This is a genomic window from Bradyrhizobium sp. LVM 105 (genome assembly GCF_003957705.1).
In the GTDB taxonomy this organism is placed as follows: Bacteria; Pseudomonadota; Alphaproteobacteria; order Rhizobiales; family Xanthobacteraceae; genus Bradyrhizobium; species Bradyrhizobium frederickii.
This window is the reverse complement of the sequence record NZ_QZMV01000005.1, coordinates 364209-382646: the sequence shown is the minus strand read 5'-3', so window position 1 is coordinate 382646 and position 18438 is coordinate 364209. Positions and strand designations below refer to the sequence as shown.

Annotated in this window: 24 protein-coding genes; 10 read left to right on the top strand and 14 right to left on the bottom strand. The window is 65.8% G+C overall.

Translation table 11 applies throughout. The features are described from left to right. Positions 1-112 precede the first annotated feature (112 nt). Positions 113-1354, top strand: a complete 1242-nt coding sequence (locus D6B98_RS17255) for a c-type cytochrome (RefSeq protein WP_126258139.1) — start codon at positions 113-115, stop codon at positions 1352-1354. Positions 1355-1409: 55 nt separating this feature from the next. Here D6B98_RS17255 and D6B98_RS17250 read toward each other — a convergent pair whose 3' ends face one another. Beyond that, entirely contained in the window at positions 1410-2054 is a 645-nt protein-coding gene (locus D6B98_RS17250; protein ID WP_126258138.1) for a trimeric intracellular cation channel family protein, read from the bottom strand. Between the two features lie 168 nt (positions 2055-2222). On the opposite strand from D6B98_RS17250, the gene D6B98_RS17245 reads away from it, so the two are divergent. After that, positions 2223-2618 (top strand): hypothetical protein, encoded by a 396-nt coding sequence (locus D6B98_RS17245; protein ID WP_126258137.1) that lies wholly within the window; start codon positions 2223-2225, stop codon positions 2616-2618. Positions 2619-2799: 181 nt separating this feature from the next. On the opposite strand, the gene D6B98_RS17240 is transcribed toward D6B98_RS17245, so the two are convergent. From D6B98_RS17240 to D6B98_RS17230, 3 genes are all read right to left on the bottom strand, one after another. Continuing rightward, positions 2800-3609: an isocitrate lyase/PEP mutase family protein gene (locus D6B98_RS17240; RefSeq protein WP_126258136.1), complete on the bottom strand. Its 810-nt coding sequence runs from the start codon at positions 3607-3609 to the stop codon at positions 2800-2802. A 70-nt stretch (positions 3610-3679) separates the two neighbouring features. Next, positions 3680-4030, bottom strand: coding sequence for an antibiotic biosynthesis monooxygenase family protein (locus D6B98_RS17235; RefSeq protein WP_126258135.1), 351 nt, complete (start codon positions 4028-4030; stop codon positions 3680-3682). A 36-nt stretch (positions 4031-4066) separates the two neighbouring features. After that, positions 4067-4375 (bottom strand): NIPSNAP family protein, encoded by a 309-nt coding sequence (locus D6B98_RS17230; RefSeq protein ID WP_126258134.1) that lies wholly within the window; start codon positions 4373-4375, stop codon positions 4067-4069. A gap of 211 nt (positions 4376-4586) precedes the next feature. Here D6B98_RS17230 and D6B98_RS17225 point away from each other — a divergent pair, with 211 nt between their 5' ends. The 3 genes from D6B98_RS17225 to D6B98_RS17215 all read left to right on the top strand — a co-directional run bounded on the left by D6B98_RS17225 (position 4587) and on the right by D6B98_RS17215 (position 6931). Further along, positions 4587-5285 carry a winged helix-turn-helix domain-containing protein gene (locus tag D6B98_RS17225; protein ID WP_164718675.1) on the top strand — a complete coding sequence of 233 codons (699 nt, stop codon included), beginning with the start codon at positions 4587-4589 and terminating at the stop codon, positions 5283-5285. A 194-nt stretch (positions 5286-5479) separates the two neighbouring features. Next, positions 5480-6490 carry an alpha/beta fold hydrolase gene (locus D6B98_RS17220; protein ID WP_164718674.1) on the top strand — a complete coding sequence of 337 codons (1011 nt, stop codon included), beginning with the start codon at positions 5480-5482 and terminating at the stop codon, positions 6488-6490. Between the two features lie 192 nt (positions 6491-6682). Then, on the top strand, positions 6683-6931 hold the full coding sequence (locus D6B98_RS17215; RefSeq protein ID WP_126258131.1) for a GCG_CRPN prefix-to-repeats domain-containing protein: 249 nt from the start codon (positions 6683-6685) through the stop codon (positions 6929-6931). A 158-nt stretch (positions 6932-7089) separates the two neighbouring features. Here D6B98_RS17215 and D6B98_RS17210 read toward each other — a convergent pair whose 3' ends face one another. Both D6B98_RS17210 and D6B98_RS17205 read right to left on the bottom strand, forming a co-directional pair. After that, the gene (locus tag D6B98_RS17210; protein WP_126258130.1) at positions 7090-7368 is read right to left on the bottom strand and encodes a twin-arginine translocation signal domain-containing protein; all 279 of its coding nucleotides are present in this window, start codon (positions 7366-7368) and stop codon (positions 7090-7092) included. Positions 7369-7482: 114 nt separating this feature from the next. Continuing rightward, positions 7483-7797: a hypothetical protein gene (locus tag D6B98_RS17205; RefSeq protein WP_126258129.1), complete on the bottom strand. Its 315-nt coding sequence runs from the start codon at positions 7795-7797 to the stop codon at positions 7483-7485. Positions 7798-7927: 130 nt separating this feature from the next. On the opposite strand from D6B98_RS17205, the gene D6B98_RS17200 reads away from it, so the two are divergent. Together D6B98_RS17200 and D6B98_RS39955 are read left to right on the top strand one after the other, a co-directional pair. Next, positions 7928-8581 carry a glutathione S-transferase family protein gene (locus D6B98_RS17200; protein WP_126258128.1) on the top strand — a complete coding sequence of 218 codons (654 nt, stop codon included), beginning with the start codon at positions 7928-7930 and terminating at the stop codon, positions 8579-8581. A 74-nt stretch (positions 8582-8655) separates the two neighbouring features. Next, positions 8656-8808 (top strand): hypothetical protein, encoded by a 153-nt coding sequence (locus D6B98_RS39955; protein WP_164718673.1) that lies wholly within the window; start codon positions 8656-8658, stop codon positions 8806-8808. A 16-nt stretch (positions 8809-8824) separates the two neighbouring features. On the opposite strand, the gene D6B98_RS17195 is transcribed toward D6B98_RS39955, so the two are convergent. The 3 genes from D6B98_RS17195 to D6B98_RS17185 all read right to left on the bottom strand — a co-directional run bounded on the left by D6B98_RS17195 (position 8825) and on the right by D6B98_RS17185 (position 11329). After that, positions 8825-9172, bottom strand: coding sequence for a hypothetical protein (locus D6B98_RS17195; protein WP_126258127.1), 348 nt, complete (start codon positions 9170-9172; stop codon positions 8825-8827). Between the two features lie 61 nt (positions 9173-9233). Beyond that, positions 9234-9656 carry a hypothetical protein gene (locus tag D6B98_RS17190; protein WP_126258126.1) on the bottom strand — a complete coding sequence of 141 codons (423 nt, stop codon included), beginning with the start codon at positions 9654-9656 and terminating at the stop codon, positions 9234-9236. 140 nt (positions 9657-9796) lie between these two features. Beyond that, positions 9797-11329, bottom strand: a complete 1533-nt coding sequence (locus D6B98_RS17185) for an acyl-CoA carboxylase subunit beta (RefSeq protein ID WP_028136994.1) — start codon at positions 11327-11329, stop codon at positions 9797-9799. A 140-nt stretch (positions 11330-11469) separates the two neighbouring features. Here D6B98_RS17185 and D6B98_RS17180 point away from each other — a divergent pair, with 140 nt between their 5' ends. From D6B98_RS17180 to D6B98_RS17170, 3 genes are all read left to right on the top strand, one after another. Further along, positions 11470-11874: a DUF4260 domain-containing protein gene (locus D6B98_RS17180; protein WP_126258125.1), complete on the top strand. Its 405-nt coding sequence runs from the start codon at positions 11470-11472 to the stop codon at positions 11872-11874. Positions 11875-12017: 143 nt separating this feature from the next. After that, positions 12018-12608 carry a hypothetical protein gene (locus tag D6B98_RS17175; RefSeq protein ID WP_126258124.1) on the top strand — a complete coding sequence of 197 codons (591 nt, stop codon included), beginning with the start codon at positions 12018-12020 and terminating at the stop codon, positions 12606-12608. A gap of 211 nt (positions 12609-12819) precedes the next feature. Further along, entirely contained in the window at positions 12820-13239 is a 420-nt protein-coding gene (locus D6B98_RS17170; RefSeq protein WP_126258123.1) for a DUF1330 domain-containing protein, read from the top strand. 169 nt (positions 13240-13408) lie between these two features. Here D6B98_RS17170 and blaOXA read toward each other — a convergent pair whose 3' ends face one another. The 5 genes from blaOXA to D6B98_RS17145 form a co-directional block, all read right to left on the bottom strand. After that, positions 13409-14236 (bottom strand): class D beta-lactamase, encoded by an 828-nt coding sequence (gene blaOXA / locus D6B98_RS17165; RefSeq protein WP_502699895.1) that lies wholly within the window; start codon positions 14234-14236, stop codon positions 13409-13411. Between the two features lie 58 nt (positions 14237-14294). Beyond that, positions 14295-14558, bottom strand: coding sequence for an EscU/YscU/HrcU family type III secretion system export apparatus switch protein (locus D6B98_RS17160; RefSeq protein ID WP_126258121.1), 264 nt, complete (start codon positions 14556-14558; stop codon positions 14295-14297). After that, positions 14555-16168, bottom strand: coding sequence for a flagellar hook-length control protein FliK (gene fliK, locus D6B98_RS17155; protein ID WP_164718672.1), 1614 nt, complete (start codon positions 16166-16168; stop codon positions 14555-14557). The genes D6B98_RS17160 and fliK overlap by 4 nt, the downstream gene beginning before the upstream one ends. 80 nt (positions 16169-16248) lie before the next feature. Continuing rightward, positions 16249-17043 (bottom strand): ATP12 family chaperone protein, encoded by a 795-nt coding sequence (locus D6B98_RS17150; protein ID WP_126258120.1) that lies wholly within the window; start codon positions 17041-17043, stop codon positions 16249-16251. 107 nt (positions 17044-17150) lie between these two features. Continuing rightward, positions 17151-18389: an RluA family pseudouridine synthase gene (locus tag D6B98_RS17145; protein WP_126258119.1), complete on the bottom strand. Its 1239-nt coding sequence runs from the start codon at positions 18387-18389 to the stop codon at positions 17151-17153. Between the last annotated feature and the right edge of the window lie 49 nt (positions 18390-18438).

Below are 18438 nucleotides of genomic sequence, written 5' to 3'. Positions count from 1 at the left end.
GCCTGAAACACGCATGCCGTTTTCAATTTGTGTCACGATACCCCCGCCGTCGCGAAATGAATGGATGCTCCCTCGTGCCGGATGCGGGCGTTTGGTCACAGGAGTGGCTTCGATGCGGACGATTCTGGCTTGCTCGGTTGTTGTCGGTTTGGCGTTGTGCAGTGCGATTGCATGCGCAGCCCACGCCGCCGAGCCGTCGGCGGAGCTGATCGCCCATGGCAAGGCGCTGGCCGAAGCCGGCGGCTGCGCGGGCTGCCACACCGCCGATCCGGCAAAACCCTTCGCCGGGGGCAAGCGCATTGAGACGCCCTTCGGCGCGATCTATGCGCCGAACCTGACCCCGGACCGCGACACCGGGATCGGCGCCTGGACGGATGCCGACTTCGTGCGCGCGGTGCGCACCGGCATCGCGCCTGACGGCTCGAACTATTACCCGGCCTTCCCGTATCCCTACTTCACGAAGATGACGAAGGACGACACGCTGGCGATCCGCGCCTATCTCGGCACGCTCGCGCCTGTCGTGAGCCGCAACAAGCCGCCGGAGCTGCGCTGGCCATTCGGCTATCGCGGCCTGATGCGGGTCTGGAACGCCATGTATTTCAAGCCCGGCCTGTTCGAGCCGGACCAGAGCAAGAGCGCGGCCTGGAACAGAGGCGGCTATCTCGTCACCGGGCTCGGCCATTGCGGCGCCTGCCATACCCCGAAGAATTTTTTCGGCGCTGACAGGGACGCGCAGGCGCTGTCCGGCAATGAGGTCGCGGGCTGGTTCGCTCCCCGGCTCGATGGCGCCGCGCGCACGGGATTGAAATCGTGGAGCGAGGCGGACATCGCGGAATATCTGCAGAGCGGACGCAACGCCAGGAGCCACGCCGGCGGACCGATGGCGGACGTCATCGTCAACTCGACCTCCAGGATGAGCGATGCCGATGTGCGCGCGATCGCGCTCTATCTGAAGAGCCTGCCGCCGGCACGGCGCGAGACCATCGTGACGCCGCCTGACGATGCCGAGATGAAAGCCGGCCAGGCGGTCTACGCGAAGCTCTGCGTCGCCTGCCACGAAGCGGACGGCACCGGCGCCCCGCGCATCTATCCGCCACTGCCGGGCAATGCGCTGCTGCAATCCAACAATCCGTCCTCCACCTTGCGCATCATCCTCGACGGCGCCCACACCCTGACCACGCCGCGCGCGCCGAACGCCGGCGAGATGCCGGGCTATGCCAGGCAATTGTCCAACGAGGAGATCGCGGCCGTGACGAACTACATCCGCAATTCCTGGGGCAATTCGGGACTGCTGGTGACGCCGGCGCAGGTCGCGAAGGCGAGGCAGCAGGGGCGAATGGGGAGTAGCGAATAGCGAGTAGCCTAGATCCATTCGCTAATCGCCATTCGCTATTCGCGCGCGATCGCGCCTACTTCTCCTCATCCTCCGTGAACACGAATTTCGGCATCTCCCATTTGTAGCGCACCGCCAGCAGGCGGAAGCTGATGCCGAGCGCGAAGGTCAAAATGGTCGAGAGCTCGGCGTTGAGCTTGAGGCCGAACGCGGTCGCATAGAACAGGCCGGTCACCACCGACACGCTGGCGTAAAGCTCGGAGCGGAACAGCAGCGGCACGTCGTTGCAGAGCACGTCGCGCAACACGCCGCCGGCGCAGCCGGTCACCATGCCCGAGACGATGACGATCGGCAGCGAGGCGTCCATCTGCCAGGCGACGTCGCAGCCCGCCATGGTGAAGACGACGAGCCCGATGGCGTCGAGCACGATGAAGGCGACCTTCAATCGGTGCACGAGACGCGCGAACAGGATGGTGAGGAAGGCCGCGCCGCCGGCCAGCGCGAGATAGATCGGGTTCTGCACCCAGGCCAGCGGATAATGTCCAAGGAAGAGATCGCGCAGCGTGCCGCCGCCGAGCGCGGTGATGCAACCGAGAAAGCAGACCCCCAACCAGTCCATGCTGCGGCGTCCGGCAGCCAGCGCGGCCGTCATGCCCTGTGCGGCGACCGCGATCAGCGAAAGAAAATGCAGCACGCTGTCGGTCGGCGGCAGGCTCCACATCGGCTTGTTCCCTCCTCGTTGCCTCCCTGGAACTCGCTTCAGTTCCCGGGAACAACTGGTTCCCGATTCCCGGGGGCTGAGCAACATGCGACGAAAGCACAAGGGGGCGCGGAACAGAATCTCGCATCCCCGGGTTGTCCGGGCGTCTTAACCGAGGAGACCAAATCGATGGCTGACGACCGTTTTCCCAACGATCCGTACCGCCCGAACCTCGCCGACGATGAGTATCTTCGCGCGGCGCGCCGGGATGCCGACCTTCAGGCCGATCCCGAGCTTGGCGAAGGCCCCGCCTCCAGCGGCAAGGTTGCCTTGTTCGCCGTTGCGATTGCACTGGTGCTGGGCGCCGTGTTCTACGGCCTGAACAATACCAGCACGACCAATCAGGCCAGCAACGCGCCGACCTCGCAGACGGCACAGACGCAGCCCGCCAATCCGACCGCGCCTCCGCCTCCCGGCATGCGCGACGTGACGCCGCGCACCAACACCGCACCGGGCGTGACCACGGGTGCGGCGCCGAGCAAGCCGGCCCCGGATGCGCAGACGCCGTCTGAGGGCGCGAAGTAACAGGCGACCGCTTCACGCACAACTGTCATCGCCCGTCTTGACCGGGCGATCCAGTACTCCGAGACAGTCGTGGTTGAATCGAAAGGCCGCGGCGTACTGGATGCCCCGCCTGCGCGGGACATGACACCGAGAGGATGAGAGAGCGGCGGAACTCATAAAGTCCCGCCGCTTTCGTTTGGTGTCAGCTGAACATCTTGTTGAGCTCGCCGCCGGGATAGCCGCTGCCGAGCTCGGTAAACGTCCCCTTCTCCGCCATCTCCTTCGCCGCGCGCATGAAGCCGCCCCAGGCGGTGCGGGCCAGCGAGCCGCCGACGCTGATCCGGCGCACGCCGAGATCCTCGGCCTCCTTCAGCGACAGGCCGGACGCGCCAATCAAGAGATTGAACGGCTTTGGTGCGACAGCCTTCACCACGGCGCTGATGTCCTCGCGAGTCTTCAGGCCCGGCGCATAAAGGCAGTCGGCGCCGGCGTCGGCATAGGCGGTCAGCCTGTCGATGACGAGCTTGAGATCGGTCACGCCCCACAAATAGGCTTCGCAGCGGCCGACCAGCAACGTGCCGCTGTCACCGATCGCCTTGCGCGAGGCCTTGATGCGCTCGACCGCGAGCGTGCGGTCGTAGAGCGGCTTGGCCTTGTCGCCTGTGGAGTCTTCGATCGACAGACCAGCGACGCCGGTGCGCACGCAGCGCTCGACATTGTCGGCCACCTTGTCCGGCTCGACCGCAAAGCCGCCCTCGAAATCGGCGTTGAGGGGAATGTCGACCGCCGAGCTCAATGCTGCCAGATGCTGACAGACGTCCTCGACAGTGACGTGGTTGTCGGCCTTGCCAATGGTCCAGGCAAAGCCCGCGCTCGACGAGGCGATCGCCTTGAAACCGAGATGCTGCAACGCCTTGGCGCTGCCGACGTCGACCGGATTGGGCAGGATGAAGCACCCGCTCTCGTGCATCTTCTTGAAGGTCGCGCGCTTGTCAGCAGTTGTCACATGCATGTTTCTCTCCCAATTTGCCGCGAAGACATAAGCGCGCATTCACGGCAGCGCCAGAGCGCGCCGGACAGCGCTAGTGGGCGTCGTGCACCGCGCGACTGTCCTTCGGCGCCTGCTCGCGATCGTTCATGCTGTAGTCCCTGATCACGCTGGCGATGCGCAGATGATAGTCGGCGAAGATTTTTGCGCGGCCCTTGGCCTGGGTGCGGCGATGCTCCATCGTGTTGCGCCAGGCGGCGACGGCCGCCTCGTCCCGCCAGAACGACACCGACAGGATCTTGCCCTTCTCGGTCAGGCTCTCGAAGCGCTCGACCGAGATGAAGCCGTCGATGGTTTGCAGCAGCGGCTTCAGATCGGCAGCGAGGTCGAAATAGTCCTGGCGGTGTTCCGGCTTCGGCCAGACCTCGAAGATTACGGCGATCATGGGCGTCTCCTCGTCGTTGTTGGCCTACCATACCACTCATAGGACCACCTTGCGCAGGAAGGTGCGTTCTTCGGCGAGGATGAATTTGTGTTCCTCGGCGAAATGAAAGTTGGCCATGCCTTCGGCATCCTGACGCAGCCGGGCGCGATAGGATTCGTAGGCCGCCAGGCTCTCGAACGTGATCAGCCCAAAGGCGATGTTGTTGGTGCCCTCATGCGGCATGAAATAGCCGATCAGATCGCCACCGCATTTGGGGATGATGGTGAGCCAGCGTTTCGAATAGTCCTCGAACTGCGCGCGCTTGAAGGGGTCGAGCTGGTAGCGGATGAAGACGGTGACGGACATGGTGGGCTCCTTGTTTTCTCCGTCATTGCGAGCCGCGACGCCGTAGGGTGGGCAAAGCGAAGCGTGCCCACGTCCTTTGTCCGCAGCGACGAATGGTGGGCACGTCGCTGCGCTCCTTTGCCCACCCTACGGCTTCGCTCCTCGCGATGACGTGTTTGCAGAGACACGCTACGCGCTTGCCCGACCGCAATGCTTCGGCTACCATCGAAGCATGAAATCAGGACCCGACATCGCCATGGTCGCTGCGCTGGTCGGCGACCCCGCCCGCGCCAACATGCTCACCGCGCTGATGAACGGCCGCGCGCTGACCGCGAGCGAGCTGGCGCAGGAGGCCGGCATCACGCCGCAGACGGCGAGCTCGCACCTGGCCAAGCTCGAGGCCGGCGGCCTGATCGAGCCGGAGAAGCAGGGCCGCCACCGCTATTATCGCCTCACCGACGACGACGTCGCCGGCGTGCTCGAAGGCCTCGCCGGACTTGCGGCGCGGACCGGCCATATGCGGTTGCGCACCGGGCCAAAGGATCCGGCGCTGCGGCGCGCGCGGATCTGCTACGACCATCTCGCCGGCGATCTCGGCGTGCAGATGCTCGATTCCTTGCGCGAGGGGAATCTAGTCAGACAGAAGAAGCAGGACATCGAGCTGACCGCCGAGGGCGAGCGCTTCCTCGCAAAGCATCTGCAGATCTCGCCCGACATGCTCGCCCACCCGCGGCGCCCGGTGTGCAAGGCCTGCCTCGACTGGAGCGAGCGGCGGCATCACCTCGCCGGCACGCTGGGGGCCGCCATGATGCAGCGTTTCGCCGAACTGAAATGGGCCTCGCGCGATGCCACGCCCGGCAGCCGCGTGGTGAATTTCACCCGCACCGGCGAGAAGCAGTTCGCCGCGCTGTTCGGCAGCGTCCAGGACTGATCACGCGGGGCGCGTGGGTTCGCACGTTTGCGTGTGAATGCGCGCTCTCGTCGCGGCCGGGCTTGACCCGGCCATTCACGCGTTTATGGCCACGTCATTCCGGGGCGGCTCGTAGAGCAGAGCCCGGAATCTCGAGGTTCCGGGTTCGATGCTTCGCATCGCCCCGGAACGACATGGCCAACCACGAGACCCCCATGATCCGCATCCTCTCCGCCGCACTCGCGGTCGCCCTCCTCGCTCTCCCCTTCACGCCTACGCGCGCCGCCGACAGCCCGCCCCGTGAGCCCTATGGCATCGCGCTCGAAGGCTTTGCCTATCCCTACCCCGTGCACCTCCTGCCGGTCGTCAACGACGGCGAGCAGCTCAGCATGGCCTACATGGACGTGTCTCCCGCGCAGCCGAACGGCCGCACCGTCGTGCTGCTGCACGGGCGCAATTTCCCGTCGAGCTATTGGGCACCCGTGATCAAGATGCTGAGCGAGGCCGGCTTTCGCGTCGTGGTGCCGGACCAGATCGGATTCGGCAAATCCTCCAAGCCGCAGGGCGAACTGCATTTCGACAATCTGGCGCGCAACACCATTGCGCTGCTCGATCACCTCAAGATCGACAAGGCCGAGATCGTCGCCCACTCGCTCGGCGGCATGCTCGGCGTGCGCATCGCCCGCGCCTATCCCGACCGCGTCGCCCATCTGGTGCTGACCGCGCCGATCGGGCTGGAGGATTACCGCCTCTACGTACCCCCGACGCCGACCGAGAAGATGATCGAGACCGAGGACAAGCTCACGGCGGAAGGCTATCGCAAGCAGCTCCAGACCAATTACGCGATCAAGCTGCCGGCCGAGGCAATCACGCCGTTCATCGATGCCCGCTTCAACATCAAGGGCAGCCCCGACTATCCGCGCTGGCTGCGCGCCTTCGTCAGTTCCGGCCAGATGATCTACCGAGAGCCAGTGGCGCACGAGATTCCGCGCATCGCGCTGCCCACGCTGTTCATCATGGGGGCCGACGACCACAACGCGCCGGGCCGGCCACTCGCGCCCGAGGCGCTGCGGGCCAAGATGGGGCAGAACGCCGAGCTGGCGAAGGCGCTGGCGACGAAGATGCCGAATGCGCGGGCAGAAGTGATCCCGAACACCGGCCATCTCGTCTTCCTGGAGGCGCCCGAGAAGTACAAGGAGCTGGTGCTTGGTTTTCTCGGCCGCTAGCGACACTTGCGTGTCGTCTGAGGCAGGATGCGCGGACCGTTCATGCCGCATTCAGGTCATGATTGGCAGGTTTGGATTGCGCGGTGCCGATGTGTTGCCAGATTTGACATGTCGAATCGCGTCCTCTGATTCATTGTGCGCCACGAGCGCCGCCCCCAAAGACTTGCCCCAAAAGACGAGAAGGAAGATCAAATGAAATATCTGTTCGCCGCCGCCATGCTGGCCAGCGCGGTCGTCGGTTTCGGCGAGGCGGCCAGCGCCGCCGAGGGTTGCGGCCGAGGGTTCTATCGCGGTCCCTATGGCCATTGCCGCCCGATGCGCGGCGCGGTCGTGGTGCGCCCCGCGCCCGTGGTGGTCGCCCCGCCGGTCGTCGTCGTGCCCCGCGCGCGCGTATGCCCCTATGGCTTCCGCTGGTACGCCGGCCGCTGCCGCCCGTTCTGATCTTTCTTCATCGCAACATGGCCGCGCGGCGAAAGCCTGCGCGGCCTTTTTTCGTTTCAGGGTGCTGCCGGCGATTCGCCGCGAAACTGGAGCACCTCAAAATCGAAACGGGGACCGCCGGCTGCGATCCCCGTCCAATTTACTTCTCTGCCGCGGGCCTACCAGTAATGGCGACGGTGCCAGCGCCGGTAATGTCGGCGCCAATGACGGCGACGCCAGCCCCAGTGGCGGTGATGGCCATGCCAGTGCACCTGCTCGGGCGTCAGCTTCTCGGCTTCCTCGCTGGTGGTGACGGCAGCGTCGGGACTGCCCTCCGGCGTGCGGGCGGGATCAGCGACAGGAAGCGGCGACAGCGGCGCGGCCTGCGCGGTCGCAGCGAAGACGGCGGCGCCCGCCGTCACCCCCAAGGCAAGTTTCAAAAAGTTCCGGCGCTCCATGACATGTCCTCTAGGCTATCGAGCAAGTGATGCAGAGGAAGTGTCGCGGCCACGACCTGAACCAAGGCTGAATCGTGCGTTCAGACTCGCTGCGAAGCGACGGTTCGAAATGCTCTACGTCGAAAACTGCTGCGCCAGCACCATGGTCTCGCGCGAGCGCTTCACGTCGGGCCAGTCGCGGTTGAAATCGGCGACCAGCTTTTGCAGCGCGTCACCTTTCAGCATCGCCGCGAGCTTGGCCTCGTCATCGAATTGATACATCGCCTGGTGCAGCGAGGGATCATCGAGGCTCCAGAACCGCGACGCTCTGCTGACACCGAATGCCTTCACCGCATCGGGCAGATGTTCCGTCTCGTACCACCTGTCGAAGGCGGCGCGCTTTTCGGCGTCGGGGACAATGGCGCGGACGACGAAGAAGGCGGCAGGCATCGGATTTCCTCCTGTTGTTTGAACCCAGATTAACCGCTTGCGCCGCCGGCGACAAAAAGAGTTGGCACCGGTGTCGGAATGGGCGCCCCTCGTCCGTCCTTTGCTTCGAACCAGGACACGGAGACAGCAGATGGCCGACCTCACCCTCACCACTTTCGATTGGGTTCCCGAAGGGCCGCGTGGCCTCGTGCGCGACCTGCGCGTGCGCTGGGCCCTCGAAGAGGCCGCTCTGCCCTATCGCGTCGCCAGCGTGCCGTTCGACGATCGCGGGCCCGCGCACTTCGCGCACCAGCCGTTCGGCCAGGTGCCGTGGCTGACCGACGGCGACCTCTCGAACTTCGAGACCGGCGCGATCCTGCTGCATCTTGGCGAACGCAGCGAGAAGCTGATGCCCACAGGTCCGCGCGGTCGGGCCGAGACGACGAAATGGGTGTTCGCGGCGCTCAATTCGGTGGAGATGGCGAGCCTGCCCTGGGCAATCTCGAAATTCATGGGACATCCGACCGACACGGCGGCGTGGAAGTTCGTGGACGACTTCCTCAAGCTTCGGCTGAAGCATCTCGAACCGGTATTGGCCAGCCGCGAATGGCTGGCCGGCTCCTTCTCCGTCGCCGACCTCCTGATGGCGGACGTGCTGCGCGTCGTCGATCAATTCGGCGGACTGACGGACAGTCCGGCCTGCCGCGCCTACGTCGCGCGCGCCACCGGCCGTCCGGCGTTCATCAAGGCGCACGCCGACCAGTTGGCGCATTTCGCTGCGGCGGACAAGGCGCGCGAAACGTGATGCGCCTCACACAATCGATCCAGCGCCCGGCCTATAGTCGCCAGCACCGGACGGAAGCAATCGAAAGGTGACACATGGTCCGCATCGAATATCTCAAGCAACAGATCGCCCGCGCCGAGCGGCTGGCCAAAGCCATCCTCGACCGGCAGACCGCCGAGCGGCTGCAAGCCTTCGCCGCCGAATGCCGCACGGAATTGTCGGAGCTGACGCTCAAGACCGCCGCGTGAGACGTGCTGGCGCGCGTCACACCAGCTTCAGCGGCGCATCGGCAACGACGCGGAGGTCGATGCTGCCGATCAGCGCCGCACGCCGCGCCTCCGCAGCGCTGATAGCCTCGTCCGTCTGCCGCAACGTCGAGACGTTCGAGCCGAGCGAGACGATCCCGCCCAGCACCAGGGCGATCGAGCCGAGCGCGGCGGTCTGACCGAACCCGAACACGCCGAGGATCGTGACCACCAGCAGCGCGGCCCCGCCCCCGATCGCGATCTTGGACGCCAGAATGTACTTCCGGCAGCGCTCGGCGATCTCGGCGAGCCGCTCGATGCGATCTTCGATGTCGGAGATTTCGTCGGTCGGGTCGTCTTCAGTCATCGGATTTGCGAGCGAACGGATCGGGGCACAAACGAACTTCGTTGATAGAGCACGCCACCGCCTAGGACACCGGCACGACGCATGCGGGGATAGGCCCAGGCGACATAGCGGGCTCGCGCGAAAAATCACTAGGGCTGGCCGGTACGTCGGAATCCTTTCCAACGCCGGGTAAGACCGTGACGCGAACAGCCACCCGGTCCCGCCTTCGATCGGTGATCGCTTCGTAGCGCAGACTATCCGGCCCGCTGTAACCAGCTCGAGCCGAATAGAAAATGCTTATGCCGCGGACCCAGCGCCCGACACAAGATTGATCTCTTCCAGAGTCGCTCGCCACCTCGAAATCCTCAATGCGGTAACAGACGCTCCCATGTTCCGGTGTCTTCACGAGCAAGAGCCGGGGAAGCTCGACCGGCGCGCACGTATTGTCCGCGTCGGCGTAGCCTTCGATCACGGTCTCTTCCGACGTCCGGGCGGTGACGGTCATCTCGCTCTCTTGCGCGAAGCTCGAGATGTTCATCGTCAGGACTGCGGACAACACGCCCAATATCAGGTCGCACGATCCGATGGCGCGCCGCCATAATCTCGATCGACGACGCCGAATTGCCATGACGTTTCCCGCCCCCTCTACAACGGCAAATTGTCGTGCTTCTTCGCCGGCGCTTCCACCTTCTTGTCCTTCAGCATCGCCAGCGCCCGCGCGATGCGCTTGCGGGTCGAGTGCGGCATGATGACGTCGTCGATGTAGCCGCGCTCGGCGGCGATGAAGGGCGACAGGAAGCGGTCTTCGTATTCCTTGGTGCGGGCGGCGATCTTGTCGGGGTCGCCGATGTCGGAGCGGAAGATGATCTCGACCGCGCCCTTGGCGCCCATCACCGCGATCTGGGCGGTCGGCCAGGCGTAGTTCATGTCGGCGCCGATTTCCTTGGAGGCCATGACGTCGAAGGCGCCGCCATAGGCCTTGCGGGTGATGACGGTGACCAGCGGCACGGTGCATTGCGAATAAGCGAACAGCAGCTTTGCGCCGTGCTTGATCAGGCCGCCATATTCCTGCGCGGTGCCGGGTAGGAAGCCCGGCACGTCGACGAAGGTGACGATCGGGATGTTGAAGGCGTCGCAGAAGCGGACGAAGCGTGCGGCTTTCCGCGATGCGTCGCTGTCGAGCACGCCGGCCAACACCATCGGCTGGTTGGCGACGAAGCCGACGGTGCGCCCCGCGATGCGGCCGAAGCCGGTGACGATGTTCTTGGCGAAGGCTTCCGCGATCTCGAAGAAGTCGCCCTCGTCCACGACCTTCAGGATCAGCTCCTTCATGTCGTAGGGCTTGTTCGGATTGTCGGGGATCAGCGTGTCGAGCGACATGTCGACGCGGCCGATGTCGTCGAAGCTCGGCCATTCCGGCACGCCGTCGGTGTTGTTGGACGGCAGGAAGTCGATCAGGCGGCGCATCTGCAGCAGCGTCTCGACGTCGTTCTCGAAGGCGCCGTCCGCGATCGAGGAGCGCGTGGCGTGCACCGAGGCGCCGCCGAGCTCTTCCGCGGTGACGACCTCGTTGGTGACGGTCTTCACCACGTCAGGGCCGGTGACGAACATGTAGCTGGTGTTCTTCACCATGAAGATGAAGTCGGTCATGGCAGGCGAATAGACGTCGCCGCCGGCGCAGGGGCCCATGATGACGGAGATCTGCGGGATCACGCCCGAGGCCAGCACGTTGCGGCGGAACACGTAGGAATAGCCGGCGAGCGCGGCGACGCCTTCCTGGATGCGGGCGCCGCCCGCGTCATAGAGGCCGATGATGGGTGCCCTCGCCTTCATCGCCATGTCCTGGAGCTTCGTGATCTTCAGCGCGTGCGTTTCCGACAGCGAGCCGCCGAACACGGTGAAATCCTTGGCGAACACAAAGGTCTTGCGGCCGTTGACGGTGCCCCAGCCGGTGACGACGCCGTCGCCGGGTACCTTGGTCTTCTCCATCCCGAACTCGGTGGAGCGGTGCTCGACGAACATGTCGAACTCCTCGAACGATCCCTTGTCGAGCAACAGCTCGATACGTTCGCGCGCCGTCAGCTTGCCGCGGGCGTGCTGCGCCTCGATGCGCTTCTCCCCGCCGCCGAGCTTGGCGCCGGCGCGACGATCTTCAAGGGCGTCCAGGATGTGTTTCATTTGCTCCCGCCAGTTCTTAAGTGATGGGCGGGTTCTAACACGGCATTTTGCGGCCCGGAAAGCCGCTTTCACCGTCGCAGGGCTGCCCTGCCGTAGCGGGAAAGCGCAAGGAATTACAAAGTTTTGCCCAGGAGGCGAGCGTGACGGAAGGAACGGCCGAGACGGGCGCTGCGACGGGCGGCGTCAACATCCTGCTGCGGCTGGAGGGCCTGACCCTGTTTGCAGGGATGGTGACGCTCTATGCGGCCTGGGACGGGTCGTGGCTGGTGTTTGCGCTGCTGTTCTTCGTGCCCGATCTGAGCTTCCTGGCCTACCTGTCCGACGCCCGGTTCGGCGCGATGGTCTACAACGCCGCCCACAGCTACATGGCGCCGGTGGCGCTGCTGACGCTGGGCTTCGCCCTCGCCTCGCCCCTCACTCTCTCCATCGCCTTGATCTGGCTCGCCCATATCGGCATCGACCGGGCACTCGGCTATGGCCTGAAATATTCCGCCGGGTTCGGCTTCACCCATCTGGGGCGGATCGGGCGGCAGAAGGATTCATGATCTCAAATTTGGCAGCCCGGCAGGTTGACCGGGCCGACCGATTCAGGCTTGCTCCGAGTCAGATCAGGCGCCGAATGTTGCGTGAGCCCAGTCGGTACGGCGGTGATCCCTGGCTCCAGCATCTACCTACTGGCATCACCGAGATGTCTGCAACGGTCGTTCCCCTGCCGCCGAACCCATCGTCCGAAACCATCGACTTCCTGCGCCGCATGGCCGGCATGGTGTCGGGGCGGAACGGCGAGATGCTGCTGCGCGCAGCCAGCATGATCGAGACGCTAAGCCAACGGGCGATGTCGGCCGAGCGGCTCTATCATCAGGCGCAGGAAGAGAGCACGCGCAACGCCGAGCTGCGCGAATCCGCCGAACTCGCCTCCGACGCCATGGTCGGCCAGATCGCGGCGCTGCAGGCGCAGCTCGCCGAGCTCACCGCCGCGACCACAGCCGAGCGCGCCGCCTTCGATGCCGAGCGCGGCAAGCTGCTCGAGCTGATGCAGCATGCCGAGAGACATATCGGCAAGCTCACGACGGAGCTCGACAGCTTGCGCGCCTCCGTCGACAGCTTGAACAAAACCGCGGTCTCGGTGCCGATCGAGGTGCTGCGGCTGGCGCGGTCGCAGTTCGATTATCTCTCGAGCGGCTTTGCCCGGCGCGGCGATCCGATCTCGCAGGCCATGAGTGAGATCGGCGGCTTCGCCATCGACCGGGCCCTGACGGCGAAGCCTGACCCTGCCTGAACGCCGCCCGGCGAGCGAAACAGGTGCTGCCGCGGTCTCGCAAGCGGGAGAGGGAGCGCACGACGCGAACGAACTGGAGCAGGTTGAGCAGCTGCTGATGGCTGCGTGGTGTTGCCACGGCGTCATCATAGCCGTGACATCGAAACCACTACAAGGCCGGGCGTCGGAAGCGATATCAGCTCGCGACAAGAACCCACGTCCGGAGAGAACAATGTTCGTCGATATCGATAGTGCCTCACTCGAAACGGCAGGCTCGAGCTTGCCCGGAGATCAACCCATCTTCATGCTCAATCTTCTCCGCTATCGGGATGAGGCCTTGTACCCGGACAAATCCGAGCTTCCGGCCTGTAGCGGCCGGGAAGCCTACTACGCGCGCTATGTCCCCGCATTTCGCAAGGTCGCGATCCCGCTAGGGGTCACGCCAACTTGGCTCGGATCTGTCGGAGCTCTGCTGGTGGCAGCGCAAGGCGAAGCCTGGCACGACGCCGCAATGGTCCGCTACCCCGACTTCGCGACCTTTCGCGCCATCGTCTCGAGCTCCGATTATCGGCGTGAGGCCGAGCCCCACCGCTTGGCCGCGCTCGCCGATTGGCGCCTGATTGCGACGACCGAGGTTCAGGTGCCGGGTTGAGTGCAATCGCGCGCATTGAGGTGGGCCGTGTGCGACGGGTCGCTTCTCCATCAAACCACACGGTCACGCTAAAGCGCGATGCGATTAGGATGGTTCGTTATCGCGCTTTAGGTTATTGTTTGAGCATGATCTTTCCGGAAAACCGCTTCACACTTTTCCGGATCATGCTCTAGATCGCGCCGATGTCGGCAAGGCAGGTTTGCGTCAGCGACATGCGCTCGCCGACGAGGCGCGGCTCCTTGCAATCCATGTTGAGCGCAAACACCGTGTGCGCCTCGCCCTTCTCGGCCCAGCCGACCATCCAGCCGAGCGACGGCTCGCCGCGCTCGGCGCCCAGGAGACCGGATTTGGCGCGGATGACGGCGTCGCCGACTTTGGTCACCGGCAGGATGTCGGCGACCAGATCCTGGCTGCGCTTTGAGACCGGCAGCGCGCGGCGGCGCAGCCGGTCGACGAAATCGATCTGCTCGACGGGATCGATGCGCAGGCCGCCCGTGAGCCAGAACTGGTCGATGCCGCCGCCGATGTCGCGGTTGCCGTAGTCGAACTCGTCGACATATTTCTGCATGCGCTCCTGGCCGATGCGGCGCGCGATCTCCTGATAGACCGGCACCGCGCTCACGGCGATCGCACTGCGCAGCGTGTGATCCTTGTTCCAGGCCTCGATGGGACGTTTCACGCCGTCCCACGGGAAGACGTCCTTGTCGGGGTCGGCGACCACGCCGGTCTCAAGCGCGATCAGCGAGTTCGGGATCTTGAACGTCGAGGCCGGCAGCTTGCCCTCGCCCGACCGATCCTTGTCGCTGGCGACGACCAGATAGTCCTCCACCTTGTAGCCGACGAAAGTCCCCGATGTGCCGAGGTCAGTGAAGCGCTTTGCGAGACTGTCACGGATCTCGTTGCGCGGCGGGGCGACGTGAGCGAGCGCGCGCCGCGGCAGGATGGCGGATGCGGCGAGAAGGCCGAGAGTGGAGCGGCGGGTCAGCAAGCGGGCCATCCTGAATTGAGAAACACGTCGGCACCATGGAGGCGCCACGTGGTGAAACGATGACGGGCTAGCGCCCCCGGCCCGACAGCCGCAGCACGAACACCAGGACCTCGGCGACGGCCTTGTAGAGGTCGGGCGGGATCTCCTCGCCGAGCTCGACCTTGGACAGCGCACCGGCCAGGACCTCGTTTTCCTCGATCGGGATGTCGTGGGCCCTGGCGATCTCGACGATCTTTTCGCCGATCGTACCCTTGCCCTTGGCGACGACGACCGGCGCGCCCGAGCCCTTCTCGTAATGCAGCGCGATCGCGAGCTTGGACGGGTCGCTCATGTGGCGCGATCCAGAAAGTGGCCGGCGCGGGCCGGCGCCGGTTGCGGTGGCGTACCGTCGCGAACCAGGATGTCGCCGGGCTTGAGCTCGGCCCGCATCAGGGCCTGGCTGAGCTCACCGATGCCGGCGCGGAGCTGCTGCGCGGTGGCCGGCCGCTCGGCCCACATCCGCACGAAGGTCTTGTCGCCGCTCAGCGTGATCAGCGCGTGGACGGGGCCCGCCGGCTCGACATTGAGCGTGAAGCGCGCGCGCCAGGCCTGCTTGGCGGCATCGGCGGATTCGCCGGCGCCATCGCGCGAGATCTCGAACTGCGCCATCGCGGTGCCTTGCGGCGTTGCAAAGGGAATCTCGAAATTCCACTGCGGCACACTTGGATCAACGCGGTGACCGCTGGCGTCGGTGCGATCGGGAAGCGATGCGACCTGGAGCAGGGTCTGTCGCGCGATCGCGGCATCGGTCTCGTCGAGCAGCCGATGCACGGTCGCAGAGAGCGGCGTATCCGGCGCGAGCGAGGGCGAGGCGATGGATTGCGCCGATGGCAGCGCGCCACGGAACGGCGGCGGTGTCGCGCGCGCCGCCGCCTCGAAGATCTGACCGTCGGCCACCGCTTTGTTGGAGCCGGGAACATTGCCGGTCAGGCGCGGCAGGTTTTGCGTGGCCTCCTGGAGCAGGCTCGCGGCAAGGCCGGCGGACATGCGCGGCATCGCCGTTTGCGGCGCGCCGGCCGCCAGGTTGCCCAGCACCGCCGCTGCGAGATTGGCGTTGCGCAGCATTTGCGGCTGTTGGGCCATTTCGGGTGCGATCGACGGCGATACGGCGTGTGCGACCTCACCTGCCGGCTGAGCCGGCGCGGCGGCGACCTGCGGCGTCGCCGCGGTGCTGGCCGGGATCGTGGCGCCCAGGCTCTGCGGCGCGGCCGTCCCGATCGTGGCCAAGGTCTGGCGCAACACCAGCAACGCCGCTTTCAAATCCGGAACGGCCCCGGACGACGTCGTGCCCGCAGCCAGCGAAGCCTCGAGGAACAGCCCCGACTTCTGGAAGGCGGATTCGATGTCGCCGCCGTCGAGCGCGGGGTCGAGCGGCGTCTGCTGTGCCAGCACGTCCAGCACCGCCTGCTTCAAGCCCGCCGGCAAATCGCTGCCGGTGACGACGGCCGCCAGATTGGCGAACAGCGGCGCCTGGCTGCCCTGCTTTGCCGCAGCCTCGGCCGAGGCCGCGGTGACGGCGACCTGCTCCAACGGCGTGAGCGTATTGCGCGGCGCGGTCGCGGACGGCGAGAGCGGCGGGCTTTCCACCAGCGAGGCAGCGCGAGGCGTCAGCGTAACCTGATCGGGCGTTGCCTCGCCTGCGCCGCTCATCACCGCAAGACGGATGGTGCCGTCGCTCTGCGACACCGCGAGCTGCAGATTCTGCCCCGGTGTCAGCGCCACTTCCGACATCACGTCCATCGAGAGGTTGGCGATCGCGATCCGCACCAGATTGTCGGCCATCACGCTGACGACGCGTGCGTCCACGACGCTGCCCGCCTGAAGGACGAGGTCAGGCGTCGTCGCGTCAGCCACAGGGCTGGCGGCACTGACGCGAACGATGGACGTGACCGGCGTCGGCATCTCAGGGGGCCCAAGGGAGCGCAGAAGGGAACACGGGAGGGAGCACGAGCCACCCTAACGCCTGCGTCGTAAACCTCTCGTTAAGGACCTCTGGCCAGGGGCGCCTTGACCGCCGCCAATACCGTCACGGCGGCCTCGAAATCGCGCAGGCGCGTGGCCCGGCGGACGGCCGCCTCCTCGTCCACGCCCCAGTGCTCGGCGTTCCAGTCCTCATCGACATGGGCGGCGGCCCAGACCTGGCCGGCATCGCGCACGCCATGGGCCAGCGCCAAGGCCAGCAGCGCCGAACCGGTCAGGGTCGTCACCATGTGGAGAGCGGCGACCGACCAGGCGTCCTCGGGCAGCGCGGCACGCGCTGCCTTCAGCGCCTCGTCCGGCTGCTTCACGTGCATGACGCCCTCGGACAGGATGAAATGCGCCCCCAGCGCCTCCGCTGCCCAGAACAGCACGGGGTCCCAATGCGCCGCCTCGCGGGCGACGAGCCCTTCCGGATGGCCGGCGCGATAGAACAGCAAATCGGACTCGAAGTATTTCGCGAGATCATCGCTGACCAGCTCGACGCGGTCGACGACGCCCTCGACCACGCTATTGGCAATCCGCGTCAGCGGCATGCTCACCGGGTCGATGCTCTCGCCCTGGGCCGCCCATTCCGCGGCCACGGCATCGGCTAGCGTCCGCGGGGGGATCACCACCTGGCGGCCGGACGGCGTGCGGATCGGCCTGCCATCGAGCGTAACGGCAAAACCGCCCTCGGCATCGGCGACACCGGCCTCCTTGTAGAAGCGCTTGCGCAGCGGCGTGCGCGCGGACGCGCGCGCCGATTCCCGCGGATCCGGCGGGGGCTGGCTTGCTGCTTCTTCGAACAATTCACGCATCGGTTTTTCGATCCCTGTCGTTCGTCAAGTTACCGCCAACACCACAAGACAGATCGAGAGCCGTGTCATGGCGGACATGTCGTGCCTCCGCCCCCCGTTCAACCCGGCTATTCCTCCGGCGCGTTCTCGATCGGATCAAACCGGCTTGCATCGAGCCCGAGCAGATTCCACGATTGCTGCATGTGCGGCGGCAGCGGCGCGGTGGCGTCGATCACGCCGCCGCGCGGATGCGGAATGACGATGCGGCGTGCCAAGAGATGCAGCCGGTTCTGCAGGCCGCCCGGCAATTGCCAATTCTCGATGTTGAAATATTTGGGATCGCCAACGATGGGATGGCCGATATGGGCCATGTGCGCGCGCAGCTGGTGGGTGCGGCCCGTCACAGGCTTCAGCGACACCCAGGTCAGCTTGTTGCCGGCGGTCTCGACCACCGCGTAATAGGTCACCGCGTGGCTCGCGCCATCGTCGCCGTGCTGGGCGATGCGCATGATGGTGTCGTCCTCGCTCTCCTCCTTGGCGAGGAACGTCGAGATGCGGCCCTGCTTCGGCTTCGGCAGGCCCGGCACCAGCGCCCAATAGACTTTTCGCGCCGACCGCGAGCGGAACGCGCCGGTCAGATGCGAGGCCGCGAAGCGCGTCTTGGCGATCAACAGACAGCCCGACGTCTCGCGATCGATGCGGTGCACGAGGCGCGGCTTCTGGCCCTTGGCATCGCGCATCACCTCGAGCATCTGGTCGATGTGCCGCGTCATGCCGGAGCCGCCCTGCACGGCAAGGCCGGCCGGCTTGTTGAGGACGAGAACGTCGTCGTCCTCGTAGATCGTCATCTCCTTCAGCGCCTTCAGCGTCTTCTGCGCAGCTTCCGAGAGCTCGCCGACGACCTTCGGCGCATCGAGCTTCAGCGGCGGGATGCGGACGCTCTGGCCCTCCTCCAGGCGGTCCTTGCTGTCGACGCGCTTGCCGTCGACGCGCAGCTCGCCTTTGCGGACGACGCGCTGGATATGGGAGAACGACAGCCCGGGAAAGCGCGCCTCGAGGAAACGGTCGACACGCATGTTGTTCTCGTCCGCCGTCACCTTGACGGTCTGCACCTTGGTCGGCAGCAGCGGCTCGACGGATTTTTCCGGCTCAGGCCTTTCCAGGGCAGCTTTAGGCGGCCGCCGCTCAGCGCGTTCGGGGGCGCGCCGCTCAACACGCTCACCGGCAAAGCGCGGCGGCTTGCCGCCAGGCTTCCCGCCCGGACGCGGGCCGGCCTTCTTCGCGCTGCGCGACTGATGCGGACGCGAGTCATCGCGCTCGTCACGCGAGCGCGGCTTTGGGTTCATTCTCTTGATACGGCGGCTCATGGTAGCCTGCCTACCCTAAAAGCCGGCTGCCGTCACGGCGAAATGGCCG

Bases quoted from the DNA above. Each gene is read 5' to 3' on its own strand.
- D6B98_RS17255 (WP_126258139.1), top strand. From the start codon at position 113: ATGCGGACGATTCTGGCTTGCTCGGTTGTTGTCGGTTTGGCGTTGTGC.
- D6B98_RS17250 (WP_126258138.1), bottom strand. From the start codon at position 2,054: ATGTGGAGCCTGCCGCCGACCGACAGCGTGCTGCATTTTCTTTCGCTG.
- D6B98_RS17245 (WP_126258137.1), top strand. From the start codon at position 2,223: ATGGCTGACGACCGTTTTCCCAACGATCCGTACCGCCCGAACCTCGCC.
- D6B98_RS17240 (WP_126258136.1), bottom strand. From the start codon at position 3,609: ATGCATGTGACAACTGCTGACAAGCGCGCGACCTTCAAGAAGATGCAC.
- D6B98_RS17235 (WP_126258135.1), bottom strand. From the start codon at position 4,030: ATGATCGCCGTAATCTTCGAGGTCTGGCCGAAGCCGGAACACCGCCAG.
- D6B98_RS17230 (WP_126258134.1), bottom strand. From the start codon at position 4,375: ATGTCCGTCACCGTCTTCATCCGCTACCAGCTCGACCCCTTCAAGCGC.
- D6B98_RS17225 (WP_164718675.1), top strand. From the start codon at position 4,587: ATGAAATCAGGACCCGACATCGCCATGGTCGCTGCGCTGGTCGGCGAC.
- D6B98_RS17220 (WP_164718674.1), top strand. From the start codon at position 5,480: ATGATCCGCATCCTCTCCGCCGCACTCGCGGTCGCCCTCCTCGCTCTC.
- D6B98_RS17215 (WP_126258131.1), top strand. From the start codon at position 6,683: ATGAAATATCTGTTCGCCGCCGCCATGCTGGCCAGCGCGGTCGTCGGT.
- D6B98_RS17210 (WP_126258130.1), bottom strand. From the start codon at position 7,368: ATGGAGCGCCGGAACTTTTTGAAACTTGCCTTGGGGGTGACGGCGGGC.
- D6B98_RS17205 (WP_126258129.1), bottom strand. From the start codon at position 7,797: ATGCCTGCCGCCTTCTTCGTCGTCCGCGCCATTGTCCCCGACGCCGAA.
- D6B98_RS17200 (WP_126258128.1), top strand. From the start codon at position 7,928: ATGGCCGACCTCACCCTCACCACTTTCGATTGGGTTCCCGAAGGGCCG.
- D6B98_RS39955 (WP_164718673.1), top strand. From the start codon at position 8,656: ATGGTCCGCATCGAATATCTCAAGCAACAGATCGCCCGCGCCGAGCGG.
- D6B98_RS17195 (WP_126258127.1), bottom strand. From the start codon at position 9,172: ATGACTGAAGACGACCCGACCGACGAAATCTCCGACATCGAAGATCGC.
- D6B98_RS17190 (WP_126258126.1), bottom strand. From the start codon at position 9,656: ATGACCGTCACCGCCCGGACGTCGGAAGAGACCGTGATCGAAGGCTAC.
- D6B98_RS17185 (WP_028136994.1), bottom strand. From the start codon at position 11,329: ATGAAACACATCCTGGACGCCCTTGAAGATCGTCGCGCCGGCGCCAAG.
- D6B98_RS17175 (WP_126258124.1), top strand. From the start codon at position 12,018: ATGTCTGCAACGGTCGTTCCCCTGCCGCCGAACCCATCGTCCGAAACC.
- D6B98_RS17170 (WP_126258123.1), top strand. From the start codon at position 12,820: ATGTTCGTCGATATCGATAGTGCCTCACTCGAAACGGCAGGCTCGAGC.
- blaOXA (WP_502699895.1), bottom strand. From the start codon at position 14,236: ATGGCCCGCTTGCTGACCCGCCGCTCCACTCTCGGCCTTCTCGCCGCA.
- D6B98_RS17160 (WP_126258121.1), bottom strand. From the start codon at position 14,558: ATGAGCGACCCGTCCAAGCTCGCGATCGCGCTGCATTACGAGAAGGGC.
- fliK (WP_164718672.1), bottom strand. From the start codon at position 16,168: ATGCCGACGCCGGTCACGTCCATCGTTCGCGTCAGTGCCGCCAGCCCT.
- D6B98_RS17150 (WP_126258120.1), bottom strand. From the start codon at position 17,043: ATGCGTGAATTGTTCGAAGAAGCAGCAAGCCAGCCCCCGCCGGATCCG.
- D6B98_RS17145 (WP_126258119.1), bottom strand. From the start codon at position 18,389: ATGAGCCGCCGTATCAAGAGAATGAACCCAAAGCCGCGCTCGCGTGAC.